Below are 25,675 nucleotides of genomic sequence, written 5' to 3'. Positions count from 1 at the left end.
GGCCGCGTCGCTCGTCATTCCGCACGGCCCGTGCCGTCGAGGCTGATCCAGCACTTGCCCGGCGTCGAACTCACGGCGTCGAACGCCGCGGCGGCGTCCGTCAGGCCGAACCCGGCCCGCAGTACGCGGTGGGGGGCGAGCGTGCCCTTCCCGATCAGGGCCACGGTCTCCGCGAAGTCCCGTGGATGGTCGTAGATCAGCGATCCCCTCAGTGAGAGTTGCCGCCGGACCAGTTCGTGCGACGTCAGCTCCAGCGGTGCGCCACTCATCCCTATGAAGGTCACCGTTCCGCCGGGAGCTGCGTGCCGCAGCGCCCAGGCCGCCGCCTCCGGCACCCCGGCGGTCTCGAAGACGTGGCCGGCGGGCTCGGTCTCCGTGGCCGCACCGTCCCCGGCGGACTCCACCGGCACGGCACCGAGCGAGGCGGCCAGCGCACGGCGCCCCTGGTGCGGCTCGTGCACGTACGGGGTGATCCCGGCCGCCGCGAGGCAGAGGCACACCAGGAGCCCCTGGGATCCGGCTCCGACGACCAGGCATGTCCCGCCCTCGCGCACTCCCGAGCGGCGTACGGCCGTGCGCGCCACGGCGAGCGGTTCGGCGCAGACGAGGTCCCGCGTGCCGGCGTCACCCGCCGCGTGCACGAACTCGGCAGGCACGCTCACGTACTCGGCGAGAACCCCCGGTGTGTCCAGCCCGACGGCCACCCGCTTCGCGCACCCGGAGGTGAACCCGCCGGCGCACTGCGCGCACCGCCCGCAGCAGTAGTTCGGCTCGATGGCCACCCTCTCGCCCTCGGAGAGGTGCCGGACGGCGCTGCCCACCGCCGCGATCTCCCCGATGCCCTCGTGCCCCAGCACCCATGGCAGTCGCGGCGCCGGGCGTGCGCCCCGGACCACGGCGAGGTCCGTGCCGCACAGGCCGACGGCCGTCATGCGAACGAGCACGTCGTACGGCCCGTGAGCGGGAGTGGGGAGGTCGACCGTCTCGACACGGCCGGGCGCGGTCAGTGCTGCTGCCTTCATGGGGGTCGACACCTCTCAAAGTCTGTGCGCTATACGCACGAACGTACGCATGGCGACAGCGTAGCGGAATCGACTCCGACAGCGACACGAAGGCGTGCACCCGGTACCGGGCGAACGGAAGCACCGCAGAGAACGAGGAATTCACCCAGGGGCCAAGCCACACGGAACCTCGCCCGCCGCACATCCACCCGGAACAGCCCCTTGACCCCGGCAAGTCGGCGAGTACACGATGCCGTGCAAGTCACGCACACTTGTGCACTAAGCGCACAGAGGTTGGCCATGTCATTCACAGCAGAGCACTCAAAGCCCCGCAAGCAGACGCGTGCCGCGGTCGGCAGCTCCATCGGGGCCGTCGTGGAGTGGTACGACTTCCTCCTCTACGGGATCGTCGCCGCGATCGTCTTCAACAAGGCCTTCTTCCCCGGCGTCAGCCCACTCGCCGGCACGCTCGCCGCCTTCGCCACGTTCGGCATCGGATTCGTCTGCCGCCCGCTGGGCGGGCTCGTCTTCGGGCACTTCGGGGACAAGCTCGGACGCAAGCGGATGCTGGTGTGGACGGTCCTGCTGATGGGGGTCTCCACAGCACTCATCGGGGTACTGCCGACCTACGGCAGCATCGGCTGGTGGGCCCCGCTGCTCCTGGTGATCCTGCGCGCGCTCCAGGGCTTCGCCGTCGGCGGCGAGTGGGGCGGAGCCGCACTCATGGCGGTCGAGTCCGCCCCGGCCAGGCTCAAGGCCCTCTACAGCTCCGGCGTGCAGGTCGGGTACTCGGTGGGCCTGATCCTCGCGACCGGCGCGGTGGCACTGATGGAGAACGCCCTCGGGGAGCGGGACTTCCAGGAGTGGGGCTGGCGGGTGCCGTTCCTCGTCAGCGCGCTGCTCGTGGTGCTGGCCCTGTGGATACGGGCAGGCGTCCCGGAGAGCGAGGTCTTCCAGGAGGAGGTCGAGGCGCGGCAGCGGCACAAGCGCACGAAGCTCCCAGTGGTGACCGCGCTGCGCAGGCACCCGGCCGCCTTCTTCCAGATCATCGGCATGCGCCTCGGTGAACTCGTGACGATGTACGTCGTCACGACGTTCGCGCTCTCGTACGCCACCGACGAGCACGGCTTCGACTCGGGCCTGATGCTGAACATCGGGCTGCTCGTCGGCGCCGTCGGCATCGTGACGATCCCCGCGTTCGCGTGGCTCTCCGACCGCTACGGACGCAAACCGGTCTTCCTGACCGGCGCCGTCATCGGGGTGCTGGGCGCCGTCCCGTACTTCCTGTCGATGGAGTCCGGGTCCGCGGTGCTCCTGGCAGTCACGTCCGTCCTGCTCGTCAACATCTCCCACGACATGATCGTCAGCGTCCAGCAGCCGCTGTTCACCGAACTGTTCGGCGCCGAGTACCGCTACAGCGGCGCCGGGGTGGGCTACCAGGTGGCCAGTGCGGTGGGGGGAGGCTTCACACCGTTCATCGCAACGGCACTCGTCGCGTTCGGCGGCGGCAACTGGTACTGGGTCGCGGCCTATCTCGCTGCGGGGTGCGGCGCCTCCGCCCTCGTCGCGCTCACACTCCGCGGAACGCGCTCCTCCCCTGCCGTTGCGGCGCCCGCGGCTGACGGCCCGACAGCCCGGAGGACGGCCGGCAGGAACTGAGCCCGGGGCGGGCGCCGGCGTTCGGCCCGCCCCGATGTGGGTCCTTCCGGCGGCCGGGACGGGCACGGCCGGTGACGCGGCCCGACCGCGGGCCGGATACGTTGGCAGGCGAGCAAGTCCGCACCGCGGGGCCCCGCACACGGGCGTACCCACGGCTGCGCACGTGCGGAAGATGTACTGGCGGCAGGCGCACCGTCCGCACCGGCCGGCCCGGCGGCGGCCTCTCAACGGACTGCGCAACGGACCTGCGCACCGGACCTGCGCACCGGACCTGCGCAACGGCACGCCCGGGCCTGCACCGCCGCTCGACCACCGCCCGGCACGGAAGGACACGACCATGACCGGCACCAGCCCCCGGCGCGGCGAACGCGACGTCGACATCACCGTCTACGGTGCGACCGGCTTCGTCGGCGCCCTCGTCGCACGCCACCTGGCCCGGGCCGCCCCCGAGGGGACCCGGATCGCCCTGGCCGGACGCAGCGAGGAGAAACTCACCGCCGTACGGAAGGAACTGGGCGAACGCGCCCGCGACTGGCCCCTGTTCGTCGCCGACGCCGCCGACCGCCCGGCACTGGAGAAGATGGCCGGTGCGGCACATGTGGTCGTCACCACCGTCGGCCCGTACGCGGAGTACGGCCGCGACCTGGTCGGCGTCTGCGCGCAGGCCGGCACCGACTACGTCGACCTGTGCGGCGAGGCCCTCTTCGTACGGGAAAGCATCGACGCCCACCACGGCACGGCCGCCTCGACCGGCGCCCGCATCGTCCATGCGTGCGGCTTCGACTCGATCCCGTCCGACATCAACGTCCACCTCCTCCACGAGAAGGCCGGCGCCGACGGCGGCGGCGAACTCACCGACACCACCGCAGTCCTCACCGCGGTCAGCGGCGGCGTCAGCGGCGGGACCATCGATTCGGTGCGCCGGCAGATCGATCTGATGAAGAAGGACCGCAAGGCCCGCCGGCTCGCCGCCGACCCGTACACCCTCAGTCCCGACCGCGCCTCCGAGCCCGAACTGGGCCGCCAGAACGACCTGTTCACGGCGCGGGCGTCCAAGGCCGGCACCCCGCTGCGCGGAGTCCTCGCGCCCTTCTTCATGGCGCCCTTCAACACCCGCATCGTCCGCCGCAGCGCGGCGCTGCGCGGTCATGCGTACGGCTCGCGGTTCCGCTACCGCGAGGCGATGCGCCTCGGCCCGCCGCTGCTCTCCCCGCTCGTCGCCGCGGCGGTGACCGGAGTCGTGGGCGGCCTCGTCGCCGGGCTGACGCTGCCGCCCACGCGCCGCCTGCTGGACAAGGTCCTGCCCGACCCGGGCGAGGGCCCGAGTGCGAGCACCCGCGAGAAGGGCCACTTCACCCTGGACACCTTCGCCGTCACCACGACCGGGGCCCGCTACGCCGCCCGGTTCAAGGCACAGGGCGACCCCGGCTACCAGGCCACCGCGGTCATGCTCGGCGAGTCCGCGCTCGCGCTCGTCCTGGACCGTGACGCCCTGCCGGAAGCCGACGGCGGCGTGCTCACACCGGCAACAGCCCTCGGCGACGCTCTCGTCGGCCGCCTCCGCGCGACGGGCATGACCATCGAGGCGCGGGCTCTCTGACCCCGGCCGCGGACGCCCGGACGCGGCCGGGGACGCGGACCCCGACCCGGACCCGGACCCGGCCGCGTCCGCCCCGGCGGGATCATTCGACGACGGGGCTGCGCCGCTCCAGAAGCCGGACGTCGCGCCAGACGCCGTGGTGGCGGGCCACGCGTTCGCTGGTGCCGACGACGCGGAACCCGGCTCGCAGGTGCAGCGCGATGCTCGCCTTGTTCTCCGGGAAGATGCCGGCCTGGACGGTCCAGATCCCGGCGGCCTCGGTCGAGGCGATCAGCGAGTCGAGCAGGACCCGGGCCACTCCCCGGCCGCGCGCCCGCGGGTGCACGTAGACCGAGTGCTCGACCACGCCCGCGTAGACGGCACGGGCGGAGACGGGGGCGACCGCGATCCAGCCGAGCACGCTGCCACGGTCGTTGCGGGGGCCGGGGCTGGTGTCAGCGCGGGTGCCAAGGCTGGTGTCAGGGCTGGTGCGGGCGCCGGTGTCAGCATGTGTGTCAGTGCCTGTGCCGGGGCCTGTGCCGGGGCCGGTGTCAGCAGTGCCGGCACCGGTGCCGCCGCAACTGCCGCCGGCGGCACTGCCGTCGCTGCCGGTCTCGCCGTCACTGACGGCAGTGCTGCCGCTCCCGCCCCGTGCGGGACCGGCGTCCCGCTCCACGGCCACGAACCGGTGCCCGGGAAGCTTGGCGGCGTCGAAGGCCTCCCAGGTGGGCGCGGCCGTCTCGAAGGTCGCGTTCCCTTCGTCGATGCCGGCCTGGTAGATCGCCAGGACCTCTTCGGCGTGTGCCTCCGTCAGCGGCTCGACGACGAACATGGTGCCCGTGTGCTGAGTGTTCACGTCACCCATCGAAGCAGGCCGGGCGTCCGCCCACGGGGCCGGGCCCGATACCCGTGGCCGTTCCGGTCCCCTCAGCCAGGACCGCTGCCAGGACCGGCGGCAGGACCGGCGGCAGGACCGCCACCGGGGCCGCCGTCCGGACTGCCGTCAGGCTCCCGGCCGCCGGCGGCGGCACAGCACTGCCGTCACGGTCAACGGCACCGCCGTCACGCACGCGATGCCGAACAGCAGCGCGTACCGGCCGTTCTGTGCCAGGGGCCCGGCGGCGGTCACCGCGACCGAGCTGCCGATGAACAACGACGCCGCGAAGAAGGCGACGGCCGTGCCCCGGGCCTCCGGCACGACCGACGTGGCCCAGGTCTGCAGCGCCGAGTGCATGAACGACCATCCGCCGCCGAGGAGCAGGGCCGTGATCACCACGGAGGGCAGATCGATGCGGGCGGCGACCAGGCCGTAGCCGAGGCATATCTGCGCACCGCCCACGGCCATCAGCACCCACACCGGTGTCCGTCCGGACAGGGCCTTCACCAGGCGCGAGAAGACCAGCACGCCGACGCCGAACGCCGCCGTGGCCGGCCCTGCGACTGCCGCGCTCACGCCGTCCGCCTGCAGCGCCGCGGCGAGCAGCGTCATCGTGCCGAGCAGCACGGCGCCCTCGACGAACGCCAGCCCGAACACCAGCAGGGCCCAGCCGTTGCGCAGCACCGCACGCAGCGGTGCGCCCACCCCTGTGACGGGTGCGCGCGCCGGCTCCCTCAGCTTGCGCAGGGCGAAGGAGCACAGCAGCGCGCACGCGGCGGACGTCGCGAACACCGCGCGCCAGTGCAGCAGATGGCCCAGCACACCGCCGAAGGCCGTGGCCAGCGCGGTGCCCAGGGCCATCGCCGCCATCAGGTCCGACAGCGCGCGCTGGCGCCACGCCGTGCTCACGGTGTCGCCCACGTACGTGAGGGACGTCGGCACGACCGCGCCGAAGAACGCCCCCGCCGCGATGCGCGCCGCCGCGAGTACGGCCATGCCCGGCGCCACGGCGGAGACCACCCCGGCCAGCGCCGCGGCCAGCAGCGTCGCGCGCATGATCCGCACGCGCCCGAAGCGGTCGGAGAGCAGCCCCCACACGGGCTGCGACAGCCCGTACGCCAGGAAGTAGCCGCTGGCCGTGACGACCGCCGTCGCGAGCGGCACCCCCAGTCCGGAGGCGATCAGCACCAGCATGGGACTGATCACAAACCGGTCGAAGCTGCTCACGAACGTCGCGACCGACAGGGCCCGCGGGGGCCCGGTGAGGTGATGCGTCCCGGGCTGATCCCGGTGTTCCCGGCGTTCCTGGTGTTCCTGGTGTTCCCGGCACGTTGTCATCAAAGGTTCCCGGTGATCGTGACCAGCCGCCCATGATGACGGACCCGCCCGCACCTGCACAGGGGACAATCCGGGTACGTACGGTCCCGGCGGCGCCCTCCCCCTGGGCTTGCCGCCCGGACGGCGGAGCCCCCGGCCCGCCCCGCCGAACGGGGGACGCCGGTGCGTGCACCGTTTGACGCCGCCCCTCCCGGACAACGGGTGGACGGAAGCGGCCCGCGACTCCCGGAGGCAACGGTGCGTCTGCTCCTCGTCCATCCCAGTGCCCTCATGTACTCGGAGATCTTCCTCCGGCTCGAACCCCTCGGCCTGGAGCGCGTCGCGGGCGCAGCCCGGGAAGCCGGGCACGACGTACGCGTGATCGACCTCCAGGTCTCCAGGCATACCGACCTGGAGCGGGCGATGGCCGAGTTCGAACCCCAGGCGATCGGCTTCTCGCTCAACTACCTCGCGAACGTCCCCGAGGCGATCGATCTCGCACACCGCGCCAAGCAGATCGTGCCCGCCGCCCACGTCTTCTTCGGCGGGCACAGCGTGTCCTTCGTCGCCGAGGAAGTGCTCGAGCAGGCGGAGGGCGCCGTCGACTCGGTCATCCGCGGCGAGGGCGAACCCGCCGTCGCTCCGCTCCTCGAAGGGCTGGCACAGGGCGGCGTCGACGGCGTTCCCGGCATCGTCACGGCCGACGGCCGCGGCCCCGGGCCGAAGATGCTGCACAGCATCGACACCCCGCGCCCCGCCCGCGACCTGCTCGCGCACCGCCGCCGCTACTTCATCGGCGAACTCGACCCCTGCGCGTCGATCGAGTTCACGCGGGGATGCCCCTGGGACTGCTCGTTCTGCTCGGCATGGACCTTCTACGGACGCAGCTACCGCAAGGCCTCCCCCGAAGCGGCCGGCGAGGAGATGGCGAGCATCCGTGAGAGCAGCGTCTTCATCGTCGACGACGTGGCCTTCATCCGCCCCGAGCACGGTGACGCCATCGCCGCCGAGATCGAGCGCCGCCGCATCCGCAAGCGCTACTACCTGGAGACCCGCGCCGACGTCCTGCTGCGCCACCCGGAGATCTTCGAGCGGTGGACGCGGCTGGGGCTGAAGTACATGTTCCTCGGGATGGAGGCGATCGACGCCGAAGGGCTCGACCTCTACCGCAAACGCGTCAGCCCCGACGAGAACTTCAAGGCTCTCGAACTGGCCCGGAAGATGGGTATCAACGTCGCCATCAACCTGATCGTCGACCCCGCGTGGGACGAGGAACGCTTCCGCGTCGTCCGGGAGTTCGCGATGTCGGTGCCCGAGATCGTGCACCTGACGGTCATGACCCCGTACCCCGGCACCGAGGTGTGGCACACCGAGTCGCGGCGGCTGACCACCCGGGACTACCGGCTGTTCGACATCCAGCACGCCGTCGTACCGACGACCCTGCCGCTGGATGTCTTCTACCGCGAACTCGTCCGCACGCAGGCCGTCATCAACCGCAAACACCTCGGCCTGCGCACCGCGTTCGGTGCGCTGCGGGTGCTCGGCGCCAACCTGCTGCGCGGGCAGACCAACTTCGCCCGCATGCTGTGGCGCTTCAACACGGTCTACAACCCCGAGCGGCAGCTCACCGACCACTACAGGCCCGTCCACTACGAACTCCCCATGCCGCGGCGACTCGACGTCGGCGACCGGCGGCAGCTCTACATCCACGACCGCAAGAGCGGCAACGACCGCAGGACCGCCCCCGGCCGGGACGCCGCCCCCGCGGAGTGACCCGTGGCGCTGCGGCGGGCGCCCCCGGGAGGAACGCCGCGGGCGCCCGCCGAACCCGGCCGCGGACCGCCCGCGGCGGGGGAACGGCGGGTTACGGTGGGCCCGTGGCGGACTACGAACACATCCTGGTCAAGCGTGACGGCGACACCGTGACCATCACGATGAACCGCGCGGCGCGCAGGAACTCACTGACGGCGGAACACCTCGCCGAACTGCGGGACGCGTTCGCCGGGGCCGGCGAGAGCGACGCGACCGGGATCGTGCTGGCCGCCGACGGCCCGGTCTTCTCCGCGGGCCACGACTTCGGCGACGTCGCGTCCAGGGACCTGCCGGGCGTGCGCGAACTGCTCCAGCTGTGCACCGAGTTGATGAGGACGGTCCAGTCGGTGCCGCAGGTGGTCGTCGCACGCGTGCACGGGCTGGCCACCGCCGCCGGCTGCCAGCTCGTCGCCTCCTGCGATTTGGCGGTGGCCGCGGAGTCCGCCGGTTTCGCGCTGCCCGGAGGGAAGGGCGGCTGGTTCTGCCACACGCCGGCCGTGCCGGTGGCGCGCTCCATCGGCAGGAAGCGCCTGATGGAGATGGCCCTGACCGGCGACGCCGTCGACGCGGCGACCGCCGAGCGGTGGGGCCTGGTGAACCGGGTCGTGCCCGACGCCGAACTCGACGACGCCGTCGCCGAGTTGCTGGCGCGGGCCACCCGCGGCAGCCGGGCGGGAAAGGCCCTCGGCAAGCAGACCCTGTACGCCCAGCTGGACCGGCCGGAGGCCGACGCCTACCAGGTGGCGCTCGAGGTGATGGCCGCGGCGTCGCAACTCCCCGGTGCCCGGGAGGGCATGGCGGCCTTCCTGGAGAAGCGCCGCCCGGAGTGGCCCGACTGACCAACCCGGAGGCCTGTCCGGCAGCTCTCGCCGGACAGGCCCCCGGCCCCGGAGGGCTCAGCGCTTGAGCATGAAGGTGAAGTCGCCGGAGAGTCTGCCGCTCAGCCGGACTGCCGAAACGACCTTCCCCTCCGTGATCAGCCTTTCGACCTCGGCCCTCGAAAGACCACAGCCTTCAGCGATCAACCGCACCGGCCGGACGGGAATCCGTGCCGTGAAGCGCACCGAGACGTCGATCACCTCGCGGTCCAGATGCTCCGGGCCGCCGGTGTCGAGGCGCCAGGCGCCCGTCCAGTCGAGGGCGACGTGATTGCGGCGCCGCACGACCGGATCCTGGAGCAGCTCGGCTGTCAGGCCTGGGTCGTTGCCGTGCAGCCGGTCCAGCAGCTCAGGTCGTATGGACCGCACCTTCATCCGCTCCAGGACCGTGAGCTTCGCCGTTTCCCCGCAGGTGGTGCAGAGCGCGAGGAGCCAGGCGTCGATGAGCTTGTGGTGTGCGTTGACGCGGAATTTGCCGCTCGCCCGGAAGCGCTCGGACGCGCACGCGTTGCAGCGGCGGCGAACGAGCGGCAGGCAGGTGGGCATGACTGCCCAGTAAATGAACACAGATGTACACCGGTTCCAGTGAGAAGTCCGCAGCAAGAAGCAGCGCGGCGCACATGCGGCGTCGCGCGACCAGTCAGCGTTCGGGAGATCTCACAGGGTGTACATCGGCACGTCCTTGCCCAGACGACTCGGCCGGGCAGCACGGTAATGGCGCACAGCGGCGCTGAGCCAACTCTTTTCCCGACGGCCTCACCGCCGGGTTCCGGGCGGATCACGGACGAACCCGGAGCCGGATCACGGTGGCGGGGCGGTGCCGGCACCGCCCCGCCGCGGGCTCACTCGTCGCTCTCCAGGTTCCCTTCCGCCTCCAGGTAGACCTCGCGCAGCGCTTCGAGCAACCTGGGGTCGGGCTTGGCCCACATGCCTCGCGACTGGGCTTCCAGCAGGCGTTCCGCGATGCCGTGCAGCGCCCAGGGGTTGGCCTGTTCGAGGAATTCGCGGTTGACCGGGTCCAGCACGTAGGTCTCGGTGAGCTTGTCGTACATCCAGTCGGCGACGACGTCGGTGGTGGCGTCGTAACCGAAGAGATAGTCGACGGTGGCGGCGAGTTCGAAGGCTCCCTTGTAGCCGTGGCGTCGCATCGCCTCGATCCACTTGGGGTTGACCACGCGGGAACGGAAGACGCGCGAGGTCTCCTCGAGGAGGCTTCGGGTGCGCACCGTCTCGGGACGGGTCGAGTCGCCGATGTAGGCCTCGGGTGCCGTGCCGCGCAGCGCCCGTACCGTGGCGACCATTCCGCCGTGGTACTGGAAGTAGTCGTCGGAGTCGGCGATGTCGTGCTCACGGGTGTCGGTGTTCTTCGCGGCGACGGCGATGCGCCGGTAGGCGTTTTCCATCTCCGCGCGGGCGGGGCGTCCGTCCAGCTCCCGCCCGTAGGCGTAGCCGCCCCACGCCGTGTAGACCTCCGCGAGGTCGGCGTCGGTGCGCCAGTCGCGGGAGTCGATCAGCTGGAGCAGTCCGGCTCCGTACGTACCGGGGCGGGAGCCGAAGATGCGGGTGGTGGCGCGCCGTTCGTCGCCGTGGTCGGCCAACTCCTGCTGGGTGTGGGCACGTACGTGGTTGTCCTCGTGCGGTTCGTCGAGCGAGGCGGCCAGACGAACCGCGTCGTCGAGCAGGCCGACGGCGTGCGGGAAGGCGTCCCGGAAGAAGCCCGAGATGCGGAGGGTGACGTCGATGCGGGGACGGTTCAGCTCGTCCAGAGGCACCGGTTCCAGGCCGGTGATCCGGCGGGAGGCGTCGTCCCAGACGGGGCGGATGCCCAGCAGGGCCAGCGCCTCGGCGATGTCGTCACCGGCGGTGCGCATCGCGCTCGTTCCCCACAGGGAGAGTCCAACGGACGCCGGCCAGTGGCCGTTGTCCTCGCGGTAGCGCGTCAGCAGCGAGTCGGCGAGGGCCTGGCCGGTCTCCCACGCCAGACGCGACGGGACCGCCTTGGGGTCCACGGAGTAGAAGTTGCGGCCGGTCGGCAGGACGTTGACGAGGCCCCTCAGCGGCGAACCGGACGGGCCCGCGGGAACGAAGCCGCCGGCCAGGGCGTGGACGGCGTTGTCGAGTTCGGCGGTGGTGGCGGCCAGGCGCGGCACGACCTCCCGTGCGGCGAACGAGAGGATCTGCTCCACCTGTTCGCCGTGTCCGGAGGGTACGGCGGCCGGGTCCCAGCCGGCGTCCTCCAGCGCCTGCACGAGCGCCCGCGCGGTCTCCTCCGCCTCGTCGGCGGTGGTGCGGGTCGCGGCCGACTCGTCGAGGCCGAGCGCCTCCCGCAGACCGGGCAGTGTCGCCGAGCCGCCCCAGATCTGGCGTGCGCGGAGGACCGCGAGAACCAGGTCGACGCGGACGCTGCCGGTGGGTGCCTGGCCCAGCACGTGGAGGCCGTCGCGGATCTGGGCGTCCTTGACCTCGCACAGCCATCCGTCGACGTGGAGGAGGAAGTCGTCGAAGCCGTCGTCGTCGGGACGCTCTTCCAGGCCGAGGTCGTGGTCGAGCCGGGCGGCCTGGATGAGGGTCCAGATCTGTGCGCGGATGGCGGGGAGCTTCGGGGGGTCCATCGAGGCGATCTGCGCGTATTCGTCGAGGAGTTGCTCCAGGCGTGCGATGTCGCCGTAGGAGTCGGCGCGCGCCATGGGCGGTACGAGATGGTCGACGAGCGTGGCGTGGACGCGGCGCTTGGCCTGGGTTCCCTCGCCGGGGTCGTTGACGAGGAACGGGTAGATCAGGGGCAGGTCCCCGAGCGCGGCGTCCGGTGCGCAGGCCGCGGACAGCCCGGCGTTCTTTCCGGGCAGCCACTCCAGGTTGCCGTGCTTGCCGAGGTGGATCATCGCGTCTGCGCCGAAGCCCCCCTTGTCCGTGGGGGCGGCGATCCAGCGGTAGGCCGCCAGGTAGTGGTGCGAGGGCGGCAGGTCGGGGTCGTGGTAGATCGCGATCGGGTTCTCCCCGAAGCCGCGGGGCGGCTGGATGAGGATGAGGAGATTCCCCCGTCGCAGCGCGGCGAGGACGATGTCGCCCTCGGGGTTGCGGCTGCGGTCGACGAACATCTCGCCGGGCGGCGGGCCCCAGTGCTCCTCGACGGACGTGCGCAGCTCCTCGGGCAGGGTGTCGTACCAGCGCCGGTAGTCGGCGGCCGGGATGCGCACGGGGTTGCGGGCCAGTTGCTCCTCGGTGAGCCAGTCCTGGTCGTGACCGCCGGCTTCGATGAGGGCCCGGATCAGTTCGTCGCCGTCGCCGGAGACAAGGCCGGGGATCTCCTCCTCGGGGCCGAAGTCGTAGCCCTCCTCGCGCAGCCGTCGCAGCAGGGCCACGGCGCTCGCCGGTGTGTCCAGTCCCACGGCGTTGCCGATCCTGGAGTGCTTGGTCGGGTACGCGGACAGCACCAGCGCAAGACGCTTGCGGGCGGCGGGTGTCCGGCGTAGACGGGCGTGCCGCACGGCGATTCCCGAGGCCCTGGCGGCGCGTTCGGGGTCGGCGACGTAGGAGGGCAGCCCGTCCTCGTCGACCTCCTTGAAGGAGAACGGCACGGTGATGAGCCGTCCGTCGAACTCGGGCACCGCTATCTGGCTCGCGGCGTCCATCGGGGAGACGCCCTCGTCGTTGTCCTCCCAGGCGGCCCGCGAGCCGGTCAGGCACAGGGCCTGGAGGATCGGCACGTCCAAGCCGGTGAGGGCTCCCGCGTCCCACGACTCGTCGTCCTCGCCAGCGGAGGCCTCCGCCGGGCGGGTGCCGCCCGCCGCCAGCACGGTGGTGACGATGACGTCCGCGGCGCGCAGTTCGTCGACCAGTTCCGGCTCGGGCGCGCGGAGCGAGGCGACGTACAGCGGCAGCGGACGGCCGCCGGCCGCTTCGACGGCGTCGCAGAAGGCCTCCACGAAGCCGGTGTTGCCGCTCATGTGGTGGGCGCGGTAGTAGAGCACGGCGACGGTGGGGCCGTCGGTGCCGCCCGTGTCGTCGGTACCGACGGTGCCGTCCGTGCCCGCGGTGGTCTTCGCCTCCCTGACCAGCGGTCCCCAACTGGGGGCGGGAGAAGGGGACTCGAAGCCGTGACCGGTCAGGAGCACCGTGTCGGAGAGGAAGCGGGCGAGCTGTTCGAGGTTGGCGGGCCCGCCGTGGGCCAGATAGGCGTGGGCCTCGGCGGCGATGCCCACGGGGACGGTCGAGGAAGCCATCAGCTGTGCGTCGGGCGCCTGTTCACCGGTGAGAACGACAACGGGGCGCCCGTCGCCGAGGAGTTGGCCGAGCCCGTCCTCCCAGGCGCGGATGCCGCCCAGGAGCCGTACGACGACGAGGTCCACGCCGTCGAGCAGAGCGGGCAGTTCGTCGAGCGGCAGCCGGGACGGATTGGCGAACCGGTAGGACACGGGCCCGTCCGAGGCGCGGGCGCTGAGCAGATCGGTGTCGGAGGTCGACAGCAGAAGAATCACGCGGCGTCTGGCCTTCCTCGGGGTGTCCGCGCCCCGGGTGGTGTCGGACGGCGGGAGTTCCTGGCTCACCCGGCCGTGGTGGCCGGGCTCACAGTGGCGGGACCGCGCCGGATTCGCACCGGGCTTCCTCCCATGTCGCCGTCTTTGGCGGCGGCGGACCTGCGGGCCCACCGACAGGCATAGTAAGGGTCACACTCGGAATGCGGGACATACGGCCCGGTAGGACGGTGGGTATGCTCGCCGCCATGTGCAGCGCCCCGGTCCGGTCATTTGCCCAGGACACGAAGCCGATTCGGGACCGCGGCGACGCCTGCCCAGGGGCTTTGCGCCTGCACGAGGCGGACGACGGGGCACTCGCCCGGGTCCGTGTGCCCGGCGGGATTCTCTCCGTCCCGCAGGCCGAGGCTCTCGCGGCCGCCGCACGGCGGTTCGGTGACGGGGACCTGCATCTCACCTCCCGCGGCAATGTCCAGCTGCGGGCGCTGGAGGCGGGCTGCGGAGGGGAGTTGGCCGGGCTCCTCGGTGCGGCCGGTCTGCTTCCCTCGCACCTCCACGAGCGGGTGCGCAACGTCGTCGCGTCGCCGCTGGCCGGTCTCGACGGCCGCGGACACGGCGATGTCCGGCCGTGGCTGCGCACGTTGGACGGAATGCTGTGCGGGAGTGAATCCGCTCACGCTCTGTCCGGACGGTTCCTCTTCGCTCTCGACGACGGCCGCGGGGACATGACGGACCTCGGGGCGGACGTCACGCTGACCGCGGGAGGGGAAGGCACGGCGTGGCTGCGGGCCGGGCCCGGGCACGCGCCCGCCGTCCAAGTCCCGTCGTCTGCTGCGCCGCTGGCGGCGCTCCTCACAGCCGAAGCGTTTCTTCAGACCCCTGCCGCAAGGGCCGGGCAAGCCTGGCGGATCGGCGAACTGCCGGACGGCATCGACGAGTTGACGGACACGGTCCTCCGCCGTCTCGACGGGAGCGGCGTCGCCGCCACCACGTCGCCGGAACCGCCGGGACCGCGCACGTCCGGCCCCCCGCCGCCCGGTGCGGTGCACGGACCGCACGGTGACGCGGCGCTGTCGGTGCTCGCCCCGATGGGCCGGATCGAGGCCGCACAGTGGGACACGCTCGTCTCCGTCGCCGCCCGCACCGGGCACCGGGAGCTGCGGCTGACGCCCTGGCGCGGCCTCGTCCTGCCCGGCGTCCCCGCGGACGCCGCCGCGGAGCACCTCCGCGTCCTCGCCTCCGCCGGCCTGATCACCGACCCCGCCTCGCACCTGTCCGGCGTGGGCTCCTGCATCGGACGCCCCGGATGTGCCAAGTCCCTGGCGGACGTGCGCTCCGACGCCGCGGCGCTCACCGGTCCCGGGCGCCTGCCCGTCCACTGGTCCGGCTGCGAGCGCCGGTGCGGCCACCCGCGCGGCGACCGCGTGGAGGTGGTGGCGGTCCCGGAGGGCTACCGGGTGTCGGTCGACCTCGACGGCCGCACCCGTTCCGCGACGACGACCGGCCGGGCCGCAGTCGCCGCCCACGTGGCGGCAGCACGTACGAGCAGCCCCGAGGACCGGACCCCTTGAAGTCAAGCCCCCACCCCGTCAAGTGATGAGCGAGAGCACAGTGTTCGACTACGAGAAGGACGGCGCCGCCATCTACCGGCAGTCCTTCGCCACCATCCGGGCCGAGGCGGACCTCGCAGGGCTGCCGCCGGACGTCAGCCAGGTCGCCGTCCGCATGATCCACGCCTGCGGGATGGTCGATCTCGTACGCGACATCGTCCACTCCCCCGCGGTCGTGGCCCGGGGCCGCGAGGCCCTGCGGGCGGGAGCGCCCGTCCTCTGCGACACCGCCATGGTCGCCAGCGGCGTCACCCGCAAGCGGCTGCCCGCCGATAACGAGGTGGTGTGCACCCTCTCCGACCCGTCCGTGCCGCAACTGGCCGCGGAGACGGGCACCACCCGCACCGCGGCCGCCCTCGAACTGTGGCGCGACCGCATGGGCGGAGCGGTCGTCGCCTTCGGCAACGCACCCACGGCACTCTTCCGGCTTCTGGAGATGATCGAAGAGGGCGCCCCCCGGCCGGCCGCCGTCATCGGCGTCCCCGTCGGCTTCGTCGGCGCCGCCGAGTCGAAGGACGCCCTCGTCTCCCACCCGTCCCGTCTTGAACACCTGGTCGTGCGCGGGCGGCGCGGAGGCAGCGCCATCGCCGCCGCGGCACTCAACGCGATTGCGAGCGAAGAAGAGTGACCGAGTCCACGCAGACCGCCGGCAGGCTCTACGGTGTCGGGCTCGGCCCGGGCGATCCGTCGCTGATGACCGTACGGGCAGTCGAAGTCATCGCCGAGGCGGACGTGATCGCCTACCACAGCGCCCGGCACAAAAGGTCCATCGCCCGGTCGATCGCCGCGCGGCACATCCGGGACGACCACGTCGAGGAGGCCCTCGTCTATCCGGTGACCACCGAGGGCACCGACCATCCCGGGGGCTACCGGGGGGCGTTGGAGGAGTTCTACGCCGAGGCGTCGGGCCGCCTGGCCGCACACCTCGACGCCGGACGGACGGTCGCGGTGCTCGCGGAAGGCGACCCGCTCTTCTACGGCTCGTACATGCACATGCACAAGCGGCTCGCCGGCCGTTACCCCACGGAGGTCGTCCCGGGCGTGACGTCCGTCAGCGCCGCGTCGGCCCGGCTGGGCACCCCGCTGGCCGAGGGCGAGGAGGTGCTGACGATCCTGCCGGGCACCCTGCCGGAGGAGGAGCTCACGGCACGTATGGCCTCGGCCGACCCGGCGGTCGTGATGAAGCTCGGCCGCACCTTCACCAAGACCCGTCAGGCGCTGGAGAGTTCGGGACGCCTGGCCGAGGCACGGTACGTGGAGCGGGCGACGATGGAGGGGGAGCGCACCGGGAGGCTGGCCGACGTCGACGCGGGTTCGGTGCCGTACTTCTCGGTGGCGGTGCTGCCGAGCCGGGCGGGCGCGAAGACGCCGGGCGGAGAGCGGGCACAGGAGCGGGAGCGAGAAGGGGCGCACGAACGGGAACGGGAGCCGGAAGGGGCGCAGGAGCGGGAAGCGGCGCAGGAGCGGGAAGGGGCGCCGGAGCAGCGTCCGGGCGAGGTCGTCGTCGTGGGGACCGGCCCGGCGGGCCCCCTGTGGCTGACCCCGGAGACGCGAGGCGCTCTGGCCACGGCCGACGACCTCGTCGGCTACACGACCTACCTAGACCGCGTCCCCGTGCGTCCCGGTCAGGGCCGCCACAGCTCGGGCAACCGCGTGGAGTCCGAACGCGCGGAGTTCGCACTGGAGTTGGCGGCACACGGCCGGCGCGTGGCCGTCGTCTCCGGAGGCGACCCGGGAGTGTTCGCGATGGCCACCGCGGTGCTGGAAGCTGCGTCGCAGGACCGGTACACGCACGTTCCGGTGCGCGTTCTGCCGGGCGTCACCGCCGCCAACGCCGCAGCGGCCCGCGCGGGCGCGCCCCTCGGGCACGACTACGCGACCATCTCGCTCTCCGACCGGCTCAAGCCGTGGGACGTCATCGCCCAGCGCCTGCACGCCGCCGCAGCCGCCGACCTGGTGCTCGCCCTCTACAACCCCGGTTCGCAGAGCCGCACCTGGCAGGTGGGCAAGGCCCGGGAACTGCTGCTGCAGCACCGGGCGCCGGACACCCCCGTCGTCGTGGCCACGGATGTCGGCGGCCCCGGCGAGACCGTACGGACCGTGCGTCTCGCCGATCTCGAACCGGACGAGATCGGCATGCGCACGATCCTCCTCGTCGGCTCGTCGCAGAGCCGGACCGTACGGCGCGGCAACGGTCAGGAAGTCGTGTGGACCCCGCGCCGGTACTCGCCGGGAGAAGCCGGCCGGTAAGGGCGGGGCGGGACCGCGTGGGCCTGACCCTCGTGGGCCGTGCCGCGAGCCGCCGGGCGAGTGCCGGTCAGGGCCGCGCGGACGGTGACCGGCTACGCGGTGGCGGGCGGCCGCGTGTGGCCGGTCGGCTGCGCGTGGGCGGCGATCCGCCTGGCCAGCACCTGCCCGGGCCAGCTCCCGTGCCGGAAGGCGTCGGTGCGGGTGAAGCCGTTGCGCTCGTAGAACGCGACCAGCTCGCCTCCGCCGCCCGCCCAGCAGTCGACCCGCAGCAGTCCGACACCGCTCCGCCGGGCCTCCTCCGCGGCACGGTCCAGCAGCGCCGCCCCGATCCCCAGCCCCGCGTACCGCCGGTGGGAGACCAGCAGCCGCACGTACCGCTCGGGTTCCTCGGCCTGCGCGATCGGCATCTGCGGGCTGGGCCCGGAGTGCAGCACCAGCACCCCTGCGGGTGTGTCGTCCGACTCCGCGATGTACGGGGCCATCTCGGTCGTGTACCGCTCGATGCGCGCCACGCCGCCGGGCCTTCGCGACCACGGTTCGGTGCCCCACTGCTCGGTGTTCCCGCGCGAATTCATCCAGACGACCGCGGAGTCCAGCATCTCCACGATGGCCGGCACGTCGGCGGGGCCGCCCGGTCTGATGCGTATGGCGTGCGAGGTGTTGTCCACGGCGGAAGCCTAGGCAGCGCCGGGCGGATCACGGACGAAAGCCGGGTCGTCGACGGCTGCCGCGGGGCTTTCAACTGCCCTGCCCCACCTCGCCGTCGGTGTGTCCGGCCAGCCAGGCGAGGGCCTGGGCGGGTTCGGCCGCGACGGGGACTCCCTCGGGCACCGGCGGCCTGCGCACCACCACCACCGGCACACCCGCCTCACGGGCCGCGACGAGTTTCGGCTCGGTGCCCGCTCCGCCGCTGTCCTTGGTGACGAGGACATCGATGCGGAAGCGGCGCAGCAGTTCGCGCTCGCGGTCGAGCCGGAAAGGTCCGCGCTCCAGCAGCACTTCCATGCTGCGCGGGTGAGGCGCCCCGGGCGGGTCGACCGTGCGGACGAGGAACCACAGCTCGTCCAGGTCCGCGAAGGCGGCCAGTCCGGTGCGTCCGGTGGTGAGAAAGACCCGGCTGCCGAGCGTCGGCAGCAGCTCCGCGGCTTCCTCCAGAGAACCGGCCGGAAGCCAGTCGTCACCCTCGACGGGGACCCAGCCCGGCCGGCGCAGAGCCAGCAGCGGAGTATGGGTGAGGGCGGCGGCGTGCGCCGCGTTGAAACTGATCGTCTCGGCGAAGGGATGGGTGGCGTCGATGAGTGCGTCCACGTCGTGCTCGCGCAGCCACCGTGCGAGCCCGTCCACGCCTCCGAAGCCGCCGACGCGCACCTGCCCCGGCGGTCTGCGGGGGGCGGCGACCCTGCCGGCCAGCGAGGACGTCACCCGCAGGCCGGGCGACCCGGCGTCCAGCAACTCGGCCAGGCGCCGGGCCTCGGTCGTTCCCCCGAGAAGGAGTACGTGCACGGAGGTCCATTCATGAGTGAGGCGAAGGGTGGACGCGGTGCACAACTCAAGCACACGGGCCTGCGGCCGGGATGGACGACCGGTGCCTGTGCGACCGCCGCCGCCACCGCCGCCTGGACCGCCCTGCTGACGGGCGACTTCCCCGACCCGGTGACGATCACGCTGCCCAAGGGGCACACGCCGTCGTTCGCGCTGTCGGCGGAGGAACTGGCCGGTGCGCACGCCATGGCGGGGATCGTGAAGGACGCCGGGGACGATCCCGACGTCACACACGGGGCGCTGGTGCGGGCCACGGTTCGGCGGCTGGCGCCCGGCCGGGGCGTCACCTTCAGGGCGGGCCCGGGCGTCGGGACGGTCACCCGTCCCGGGCTGCCCCTGCCCGTGGGGGAGCCCGCGATCAACCCCGTGCCGCGGCAGCTGATCCGCGACCACGTCGCGCTCGTCTCGGACAGGCACGGAGCCCCCTGCGATGTGGAAGTGACCCTCTCCGTGGACCACGGCGAGGAGATCGCCCGCTCCACCTGGAACCCGCGGCTGGGCATCCTGGGCGGGCTGTCGATACTCGGCACGACCGGCATCGTGGTTCCGTACTCCTGCTCCGCGTGGATCGACTCGATCCGGCGGGGAGTGGACGTGGCACGCGCTGCCGGGCGCACCCACGTGGCGGGGTGCACCGGCTCCACCTCGGAGAAGACCGTCGTCTCCGAGTACCGGCTGCCGGAGGACGCCCTGCTCGACATGGGCGACTTCGCCGGGGCCGTACTGAAGTACCTGCGGCGCCACCCGGTGGACCGGCTCACGCTCTGCGGCGGTTTCGCGAAGCTCTCGAAGCTCGCGGCGGGGCATCTGGACCTGCACTCCGGACGCTCCCAGGTCGACAAGGCCTTCCTGGCCCGCCTCGCACGGGACGGCGGCGCCGACGAGGCGCTGTGCGGCGAGGTCGCGCACGCCAACACCGGCCTGGCGGCGCTGGAGTTGTGTGCGGCGGCAGGGGTGCCGCTCGGGGATCTGGTGGCGGGTGCCGCCCGCGACCAGGCCCTGTCCGTGCTGCGGGGGGCGCCCGTCGAGGTGGATGTGATCTGCGTCGACCGCGCCGGAACCGTCGTCGGCCGCAGCGGGCCGGTCTAGGGTCTGCGGGTCTGCGGGCCGGTCTAGGGTCTGCGGGCCGTCGGGTCTGCGGGCTGCGGGCTGCGGGCTGCGGGACGCGGGACGCGCTCAGCAGACGTGCCGCTCGCGCTCCGCGGAGTACAGGTGGCTGTCGCCGAACTCCTCGGCGCCGAGCGTCCGTCCGACCATGATGACCGCGGTGCGTACGACTTCCTCGGCGTGCACCTTCTCCGCGATGTCACCGAGGGTTCCGCGCAGCACCACCTCGTCGGGGCGACTGGCGTAGGCGACGACTGCGGCCGGGCAGCCGGAGCCGTAGTGCGGCAGCAGCTCGTCCACGACGCGGTCGACGTACCTGGCCGCAAGATGCAGGACGATCAACGCCCCGCTGCGGCCGAGGGTTGCCAGGTCCTCCTTGTCGGGCATCGCCGTGGCGCGGTTCGCGACCCGGGTCAGGATGACGGTCTGGCCCACCGTGGGGACCGTGAGCTCACGCTTCAGGGATGCGGCGGCCGCGGCGAAGGCCGGCACTCCCGGAACGATTTCGTAGGGCACTCCCGCCGCGTCGAGCCGTCGCATCTGTTCGGCGACGGCGCTGAAGACGGACGGGTCCCCGGAGTGCAGCCTCGCCACGTCGTGTCCGTCCTCGTGGGCGCCGACCAGCTTCCCGGTGATCTCGTCCAGGTTGAGCTGCGCGGTGTCCACCAGGTCCGCGTCCGGCGGGCATTCGGCGAGCAGTTCGGGCGGCACCAGGCTGCCGGCGTACAGACAGACCTGGCAGGCGGCGAGCGTACGGGCGCCGCGCAGGGTGATCAGGTCCGCGGCGCCGGGTCCGGCGCCGATGAAGTACACGGTCACTTGTCTGCTCCCGGTGCTGTCGTGTGCGTCTGCGTGTGCGTCTGCGTGTGCGTGGTCTCTTCGAACGGGTCAGGGCAGGTCGTGGCGGGTCGGAGCAGGTCCTCGGGCCGGGCCGGCGATGCCGGGGGGCTTCTCGGCTGCCCACTGGGTGACCGGCATCGCCTGCCGCCACCCGGTGAAGCCGCCCACGGGCGCGGCGTGTGCGACGGACAGCCGCACGAGGTCCCCGCCGTGCTGCTTGTGCCACTGGACGAGCAGGGCCTCCGACTCCAGCGTCACGGTGTTGGCGACGAGCCGCCCGCCGGCGCGGAGCCCGTCCCAGCAGGCCTCCAGCAGGCCGGGCGCGGTCAGTCCACCGCCGATGAACACCGCGTCGGGGGTGGGCAGTCGGGCCAGGTTCTCCGGTGCGGCGCCCGTGACCACCCGCAGCCCGGGCACGCCGAGGCGGTCCGCGTTGCGCACGATGCGCTCCGCGCGTACGGGGTCACGCTCCACCGCCACGGCCCGGCACGAGGGATGCGTGCGCATCCACTCGACGGCCACCGAGCCGGAGCCGGCCCCGACGTCCCACAGCAGCTCGCCGGGAGCGGGAGCCAGCGCGCAGAGCGTGGCGGCGCGCACATGCCGCTTGGTGAGCTGCCCGTCGTGCTCGTACGCCTCGTCCGGGAGTCCGGGAACGGCGCCGAGCCGGCGCGCGCCGGGGGAGCGGCGGCACTCGACGGCGACGATGTTCAGGGCGTCGACGGGCGTGCCGGGCCACTCGTCCGCCGCCGCCGGCGGCGTGAGGCGTTCTCCCCCGCCGCCGAGCTGTTCCAGCACGCGCATGCGGCTCGGCCCGAAGCCGCGCTCCCGCAGCAGCCCGGCGACCTCTCCGGGAGTCTCCGTGCCCTCGCTGAGCACCAGCAGCCGCCTCCCCTCGTGCAGGACGGCGGCGAGCCGGGCGGCGGGACGCCCCACGAGGGTGACGACCTCCGTGTCCTCCAGCGGCCAGCCCAGCCGGGCGCACGCGTACGAGACGGACGAAGGGTGCGGCAGCACTCTGAGCCGCCCGGGGCCGAGCTCCTCTGCCAGCAGCTTCCCGATCCCGTAGAAGAAGGGGTCGCCGCTGGCCAGGACGGCGACTCGGCGGCCGGCGTGCGCCGCGATCAGGCCCGGCACGGCGGGGCGCAGCGGCGAGGGCCAAGTCACCCGCTCCCCCTCGCACTCGGGCGGCAGCAACGCCAACTGGCGCCTGCCGCCGATCAGTACGCCGGCCTCGCCGAGCACCGCCCGCGAGGTGCCGGGAAGCCCGTCCCAGCCGTCCGCCCCGATCCCGACGACGGTCACGGCCGGCGCTGCCGGGGATGCACTGGTCACTGCCTGATTCCTTGGGCTGACGGGGAGCCTCCGGACGGGAGGCGCTGGGCCGGGGGGACCGAGCCGCACTCTACTGAGCGGCCGCTTCACGCCCCCGCCGGGGCTCCGTCACGCGGCAGCCCTGCCCGCCTGCACCCCGGGGCGGTTGCCGCCTGAGCCTGTTCGCGCGGGGCGGCGCCGGCCTCAGCCCTTGACGGCCTCAGCTCTTGACGGCCTCAGCTCTTGACGGCCTCAGCTCTTGACGGACCCGGCGATCTGCTTGGCGACCTGGGCGGGTGTGAGGTGCGTGGTGTCGACGACCTCGGCCTCGTTGTGCAGCCATGTGCGGGCCGCCTCGGCGTAGTGCTCGAGGTATTCGAGACGGAACGGGGAGTCGGGGCCGACGACGGTGTCGGCCGCGATGCGCCCGCGGAGAACCTCGTGGTCGGCGTGGAGGACGAAGTGCCGTACCGGGACGGCATGCCGGGCGAGGCCGGTGCTGATCTCGCGCCAGTACTCCTCGACGAGGACAGTCATGGGCATCACCAGAGTGCCGCCGGTGTAGTCCAGTACGCGGCGGGCGGTCTCCACCACGAGCTGCCGCCACGGCGGCCAGTGCTGGAAGTTCCCCGTCTCGGGCAGCGCGGGCGTGATGTCCATGAGCGTCTGGCCAACCTTCTCGGCGTCGAACACCCGCGAATCCGGAATCAGTTGCTGCACGAGTGCGCTGGTCGTCGTCTTGCCTGCGCCGTGGGTGCCGTTCAGCCATACGATCACGGGAGCCACGCTAGCGCGGTGCGGCTGCGCGAGGGCGGGCGGCCGAGTGCTGAATGACTGACAGCGCGCTGCCGTGACACGGCTGATGCAATTCGACGAAGAGATCTGAACAAATCCTCAGCACCATGAATTGGACATCGCAATACCACACCCGCAAGGAGGGGCGCACACGAGGGAGGCCCTCAACCGCAGCACGAGGTGGCGCGGGGGAAAACAGCGCGCTGTCCGGCAGGAACAGTCACGCGAAAATCTCTGGGTGATTCAGCATGGAACCGATGAGGAACCGCAGGCGGGTCGGAACGTTCCGCCTCTTACTGGCATTCACAGTGGGAGTCGCGTCCATCGTAGTGGGTATTTACGCACACCGGCAGCACCAGCCGTATGAGAACGGAACCTCCGCGACCGGCACGGTGACCGGGGTGAAACGGGATGTCAGCTCGGACGGGGTGACGTACGGGCGGATTTTCACCTTCACCACTCCGAACGGCCGGAAGGTGTCGGTCGCTGAATCCGAATATCGCAGCGCGCGACCGGATGTGGGCGCCAGTGTCCAGGTCTCGTATCTCAAGTCCGATCCACGGTCCGCGCGAATCGTGGAGACGAGCTTGCTGATGCCCGTCACATTCATTGGGATGGGGGCTCTGGTGACATTGGCGACCCTGGTGACTTTCGTTTCCAGGCGGCCGCAATAGCTCACATCTCGTTCGGCTTGTTCGGCCATCTCCGTAATGGCTTACGGCAGATATCCGCCACACCGCCCGGCGCGCACTCACCTTTCGACGCTCGACGCCCCCGGCTGCGGCGTCAACCCCCTCGCTCCACGCGGCGTCATCACTGTCGTCGGGGCCGTCTTCGATCCGGCCGGGCTGATGAATCCGACGGCAATGCGCGCGATGCCGCGGCGGCGACTGCCACCACCGCCCGTACTGCGCCCCCGCTGATGCGCGGGGCCCTACGCCGCGCATCGCCTGGGCTCCGGTCCGTACCGCCGCCGCCCCGGCCAGGCGCGCGACTCGGTCATGAGTCGCCGCGGTGACAACGGCTCCGCCAGAGAAGGGACTCCCATGAACCGGCCGAACAGACGCAGCACCGTCGTGGGCCTTGCGGCACTGGGCGCATCGGTGATCGCAGGCGGTACGGCGTACGCGCGATCTCCGCTCAGCCCGCACCCGCAGGACCCGCCCCTGCACGTGGTCACCGGCGAGGACGGCTTCTCCGCCCCGGAGAGCGCCCCCGAGGGAGCGGTGGCCTTCCGGTTACGCACCACCAGCCCGCTGACCGGCGCCGTGGGCCTCGCCCGGCTGCGGGAAGGCGTGAGCGAGGCGGACTTCCGCACCCGGCTGCGACGCGTCTTCGCCACCGAGGGGCAGGAGAACATCGAGGCGGCCAGGGCCCTCATGGCCGCCGCCGAACTGCACGGCGGCGGCTTCACCCACGTCGGCACGGACACCGGCTTCACCGCACAGCTCGATGCCGGACGGTATCTGCTGCTGGAGTTCCTGGACTTCGAGGGCGACCGGGGCCGCAACCCCGCACCGGGCCGGGAATACCTCCGCCCCCTCACCGTCCACCCACCGCGCACCGACACCTCGCCCGCTCCGCCCTGCGCCACGCTCACCGCCGTGGACATCCCCGGCCGCGGACCCCGGTTCGCCCTGCACGGCCAGGTCCGTCCCGGCCGGCCGCTGCGCTACGTCAACCGCATGCGCGACCAGGTCGACGAACTGGTCCTCTACCCCGTGCCCGACGACTCCGTCACCGAAGAGGACATCCAGGCGTTCTTCGACGACCCCGGGCGCACCCCACCGTTCGACATCGGCCGGCAACTGGGCACTCCACCCCTCTCCCCCGGCCGGGGCATCACCCTCACCCCGCCCCTCACCACCGGGCGGTACGCGGCAATCACCTGGGTCACCAGCATCCGCGACGCCCGGCCCCTGTCCGCCCACGGCCAGCACCGCATCATCACCGTGCGCTGAAGAGGCCGTTGCCGGGAAGCGGCTGGGCACGCAGAACGGCCGGCGGATGTTGCAACAGACACACTTGCAAGCAGGGTGCTTGCAAAAGTTAGCAACGATGGGCATGATGGACCCCATGGCTTCCCTGAACGTCGGCAATGTGGGCGAGTTCCTGCGCGAGCAGCGGCGCAACGCCAAGCTCTCGCTGCGGCAGCTCGCCGACGCCGCCGGGGTGTCCAACCCGTACCTGAGCCAGATCGAGCGCGGCCTGCGCAAGCCGAGCGCCGACATCCTCCAGCAGCTGGCCAAAGCCCTGCGGATCTCGGCCGAGACGCTGTACGTGCAGGCCGGAATCCTCGACGAGCGGGAACGGGACGATCTGCTGCAGGTCCCGGCAGCGATCCTCGCGGATCCGTCGATCAACGAGGGCCAGAAGCAGGCGCTGCTGCAGATCTACGAGTCCTTCCGCAAGGAGAACCTCTCCGCGCAGCAGAACGGCACTGGCCGGGACGCCGGAAACGGCGGACACGGCGAGCGCGCCGGCCACGGCCGCGGGAAGGGCAGCGGAGACGCCGAGACGGCCCGAACGACCGAAACGGCCGAGACGGGCGAGCCGGCCGGGACGGCAGGGAACGCCGGGGAAGACGAAGCCGAGGCCACAGGGGCCGACGCCCGATAG

At 72.3% G+C, this 25,675-nt stretch carries 20 protein-coding genes, 2 pseudogenes and 1 riboswitch; of the genes and pseudogenes, 11 read left to right on the top strand and 11 right to left on the bottom strand.

Translation table 11 applies throughout. The features are described 5' to 3' along the window. Positions 1 to 14: 14 nt before the first annotated feature. Entirely contained in the window at positions 15 to 1,022 is a 1,008-nt protein-coding gene (locus H180DRAFT_RS00240; RefSeq protein ID WP_055483927.1) for a zinc-dependent alcohol dehydrogenase, read from the bottom strand. A 279-nt stretch (positions 1,023 to 1,301) separates the two neighbouring features. Here H180DRAFT_RS00240 and shiA point away from each other — a divergent pair, with 279 nt between their 5' ends. Both shiA and H180DRAFT_RS00230 read left to right on the top strand, forming a co-directional pair. Beyond that, positions 1,302 to 2,660: a shikimate transporter gene (shiA, locus tag H180DRAFT_RS00235; protein ID WP_055483926.1), complete on the top strand. Its 1,359-nt coding sequence runs from the start codon at positions 1,302 to 1,304 to the stop codon at positions 2,658 to 2,660. 337 nt (positions 2,661 to 2,997) lie between these two features. After that, the gene (locus H180DRAFT_RS00230; protein ID WP_055484409.1) at positions 2,998 to 4,260 is read left to right on the top strand and encodes a saccharopine dehydrogenase family protein; all 1,263 of its coding nucleotides are present in this window, start codon (positions 2,998 to 3,000) and stop codon (positions 4,258 to 4,260) included. Between the two features lie 82 nt (positions 4,261 to 4,342). On the opposite strand, the pseudogene H180DRAFT_RS28855 reads toward H180DRAFT_RS00230, so the two are convergent. The 3 genes and pseudogenes from H180DRAFT_RS28855 to H180DRAFT_RS00220 form a co-directional block, all read right to left on the bottom strand. Continuing rightward, positions 4,343 to 4,672 (bottom strand): annotated as a pseudogene (locus H180DRAFT_RS28855) (N-acetyltransferase family protein); the annotation flags it as partial. Between the two features lie 237 nt (positions 4,673 to 4,909). Continuing rightward, positions 4,910 to 5,071, bottom strand: a pseudogene (locus H180DRAFT_RS28845) (N-acetyltransferase family protein); the annotation flags it as partial. A gap of 171 nt (positions 5,072 to 5,242) precedes the next feature. Then, a complete protein-coding gene (locus H180DRAFT_RS00220) occupies positions 5,243 to 6,454 on the bottom strand; it encodes an MFS transporter (protein WP_107097535.1) in 1,212 nt (403 codons plus the stop codon). 237 nt (positions 6,455 to 6,691) lie between these two features. On the opposite strand from H180DRAFT_RS00220, the gene hpnR reads away from it, so the two are divergent. Together hpnR and H180DRAFT_RS00210 are read left to right on the top strand one after the other, a co-directional pair. Then, complete coding sequence (hpnR, locus tag H180DRAFT_RS00215; RefSeq protein ID WP_055483925.1) at positions 6,692 to 8,206, top strand: hopanoid C-3 methylase HpnR; 1,515 nt, start codon at positions 6,692 to 6,694, stop codon at positions 8,204 to 8,206. 104 nt (positions 8,207 to 8,310) lie between these two features. Beyond that, complete coding sequence (locus H180DRAFT_RS00210; RefSeq protein WP_055483924.1) at positions 8,311 to 9,084, top strand: enoyl-CoA hydratase-related protein; 774 nt, start codon at positions 8,311 to 8,313, stop codon at positions 9,082 to 9,084. 57 nt (positions 9,085 to 9,141) lie between these two features. Here the strand turns inward: H180DRAFT_RS00210 and H180DRAFT_RS00205 are convergent, their stop codons facing one another. Continuing rightward, complete coding sequence (locus H180DRAFT_RS00205; RefSeq protein WP_055483923.1) at positions 9,142 to 9,669, bottom strand: DUF1062 domain-containing protein; 528 nt, start codon at positions 9,667 to 9,669, stop codon at positions 9,142 to 9,144. A gap of 296 nt (positions 9,670 to 9,965) precedes the next feature. Then, a complete protein-coding gene (cobN, locus tag H180DRAFT_RS00200) occupies positions 9,966 to 13,601 on the bottom strand; it encodes a cobaltochelatase subunit CobN (protein ID WP_055483922.1) in 3,636 nt (1,211 codons plus the stop codon). Between the two features lie 54 nt (positions 13,602 to 13,655). Next, a riboswitch (cobalamin riboswitch) is annotated at positions 13,656 to 13,731 on the bottom strand. A 193-nt stretch (positions 13,732 to 13,924) separates the two neighbouring features. Between cobN and H180DRAFT_RS00195 the strand changes: the two genes are divergently transcribed. From H180DRAFT_RS00195 to H180DRAFT_RS00185, 3 genes are read left to right on the top strand one after another with little or no spacing between them, the layout of a single operon-like run. Continuing rightward, positions 13,925 to 15,169: a cobalamin biosynthesis protein CobG gene (locus tag H180DRAFT_RS00195; protein WP_368073098.1), complete on the top strand. Its 1,245-nt coding sequence runs from the start codon at positions 13,925 to 13,927 to the stop codon at positions 15,167 to 15,169. 40 nt (positions 15,170 to 15,209) lie between these two features. Beyond that, positions 15,210 to 15,836, top strand: coding sequence for a precorrin-8X methylmutase (locus H180DRAFT_RS00190; RefSeq protein ID WP_107097534.1), 627 nt, complete (start codon positions 15,210 to 15,212; stop codon positions 15,834 to 15,836). Further along, positions 15,833 to 17,458 carry a precorrin-2 C(20)-methyltransferase gene (locus tag H180DRAFT_RS00185; protein WP_055483919.1) on the top strand — a complete coding sequence of 542 codons (1,626 nt, stop codon included), beginning with the start codon at positions 15,833 to 15,835 and terminating at the stop codon, positions 17,456 to 17,458. The genes H180DRAFT_RS00190 and H180DRAFT_RS00185 overlap by 4 nt, the downstream gene beginning before the upstream one ends. Positions 17,459 to 17,550: 92 nt before the next feature. Here H180DRAFT_RS00185 and H180DRAFT_RS00180 read toward each other — a convergent pair whose 3' ends face one another. Both H180DRAFT_RS00180 and H180DRAFT_RS00175 read right to left on the bottom strand, forming a co-directional pair. Beyond that, a complete protein-coding gene (locus H180DRAFT_RS00180) occupies positions 17,551 to 18,126 on the bottom strand; it encodes a GNAT family N-acetyltransferase (RefSeq protein WP_055483918.1) in 576 nt (191 codons plus the stop codon). 70 nt (positions 18,127 to 18,196) lie between these two features. Then, positions 18,197 to 18,961 carry a cobalt-precorrin-6A reductase gene (locus H180DRAFT_RS00175; protein WP_055483917.1) on the bottom strand — a complete coding sequence of 255 codons (765 nt, stop codon included), beginning with the start codon at positions 18,959 to 18,961 and terminating at the stop codon, positions 18,197 to 18,199. A gap of 12 nt (positions 18,962 to 18,973) precedes the next feature. Here H180DRAFT_RS00175 and H180DRAFT_RS00170 point away from each other — a divergent pair, with 12 nt between their 5' ends. Continuing rightward, positions 18,974 to 20,089: a cobalt-precorrin-5B (C(1))-methyltransferase gene (locus H180DRAFT_RS00170; protein WP_055483916.1), complete on the top strand. Its 1,116-nt coding sequence runs from the start codon at positions 18,974 to 18,976 to the stop codon at positions 20,087 to 20,089. 87 nt (positions 20,090 to 20,176) lie between these two features. Here the strand turns inward: H180DRAFT_RS00170 and cobM are convergent, their stop codons facing one another. The 3 genes from cobM to H180DRAFT_RS00155 all read right to left on the bottom strand — a co-directional run bounded on the left by cobM (position 20,177) and on the right by H180DRAFT_RS00155 (position 23,038). Then, the gene (gene cobM, locus H180DRAFT_RS00165) at positions 20,177 to 20,926 is read right to left on the bottom strand and encodes a precorrin-4 C(11)-methyltransferase (RefSeq protein WP_055483915.1); all 750 of its coding nucleotides are present in this window, start codon (positions 20,924 to 20,926) and stop codon (positions 20,177 to 20,179) included. Between the two features lie 69 nt (positions 20,927 to 20,995). Continuing rightward, entirely contained in the window at positions 20,996 to 22,282 is a 1,287-nt protein-coding gene (locus tag H180DRAFT_RS00160) for a bifunctional cobalt-precorrin-7 (C(5))-methyltransferase/cobalt-precorrin-6B (C(15))-methyltransferase (protein ID WP_055483914.1), read from the bottom strand. Positions 22,283 to 22,513: 231 nt separating this feature from the next. Beyond that, positions 22,514 to 23,038, bottom strand: a complete 525-nt coding sequence (locus H180DRAFT_RS00155; RefSeq protein ID WP_055483913.1) for a P-loop nucleotide/nucleoside kinase family protein — start codon at positions 23,036 to 23,038, stop codon at positions 22,514 to 22,516. 266 nt (positions 23,039 to 23,304) lie between these two features. Here H180DRAFT_RS00155 and H180DRAFT_RS30870 point away from each other — a divergent pair, with 266 nt between their 5' ends. The 3 genes from H180DRAFT_RS30870 (at position 23,305) to H180DRAFT_RS00140 (ending at position 25,675) form a co-directional block, all read left to right on the top strand. Then, entirely contained in the window at positions 23,305 to 23,730 is a 426-nt protein-coding gene (locus tag H180DRAFT_RS30870; protein WP_055483912.1) for a DUF3592 domain-containing protein, read from the top strand. 372 nt (positions 23,731 to 24,102) lie between these two features. Beyond that, positions 24,103 to 25,017 carry a hypothetical protein gene (locus H180DRAFT_RS00145; protein ID WP_055483911.1) on the top strand — a complete coding sequence of 305 codons (915 nt, stop codon included), beginning with the start codon at positions 24,103 to 24,105 and terminating at the stop codon, positions 25,015 to 25,017. Between the two features lie 115 nt (positions 25,018 to 25,132). Continuing rightward, a complete protein-coding gene (locus H180DRAFT_RS00140; RefSeq protein ID WP_055484407.1) occupies positions 25,133 to 25,675 on the top strand; it encodes a helix-turn-helix domain-containing protein in 543 nt (180 codons plus the stop codon).

Source organism: Streptomyces sp. WMMB 322 (assembly GCF_900090145.1).
Classification (GTDB): domain Bacteria; phylum Actinomycetota; class Actinomycetes; order Streptomycetales; family Streptomycetaceae; genus Streptomyces.
This window is presented reverse-complemented; position numbering and strand designations above follow the sequence as displayed.

Bases quoted from the DNA above. Each gene is read 5' to 3' on its own strand.
- H180DRAFT_RS00240 (WP_055483927.1), bottom strand. From the start codon at position 1,022: ATGAAGGCAGCAGCACTGACCGCGCCCGGCCGTGTCGAGACGGTCGAC.
- shiA (WP_055483926.1), top strand. From the start codon at position 1,302: ATGTCATTCACAGCAGAGCACTCAAAGCCCCGCAAGCAGACGCGTGCC.
- H180DRAFT_RS00230 (WP_055484409.1), top strand. From the start codon at position 2,998: ATGACCGGCACCAGCCCCCGGCGCGGCGAACGCGACGTCGACATCACC.
- H180DRAFT_RS00220 (WP_107097535.1), bottom strand. From the start codon at position 6,454: ATGACAACGTGCCGGGAACACCAGGAACACCAGGAACGCCGGGAACAC.
- H180DRAFT_RS00205 (WP_055483923.1), bottom strand. From the start codon at position 9,669: ATGCCCACCTGCCTGCCGCTCGTTCGCCGCCGCTGCAACGCGTGCGCG.
- H180DRAFT_RS00170 (WP_055483916.1), top strand. From the start codon at position 18,974: ATGAGTGAGGCGAAGGGTGGACGCGGTGCACAACTCAAGCACACGGGC.
- H180DRAFT_RS30870 (WP_055483912.1), top strand. From the start codon at position 23,305: ATGGAACCGATGAGGAACCGCAGGCGGGTCGGAACGTTCCGCCTCTTA.
- H180DRAFT_RS00145 (WP_055483911.1), top strand. From the start codon at position 24,103: ATGAACCGGCCGAACAGACGCAGCACCGTCGTGGGCCTTGCGGCACTG.
- H180DRAFT_RS00140 (WP_055484407.1), top strand. From the start codon at position 25,133: ATGGCTTCCCTGAACGTCGGCAATGTGGGCGAGTTCCTGCGCGAGCAG.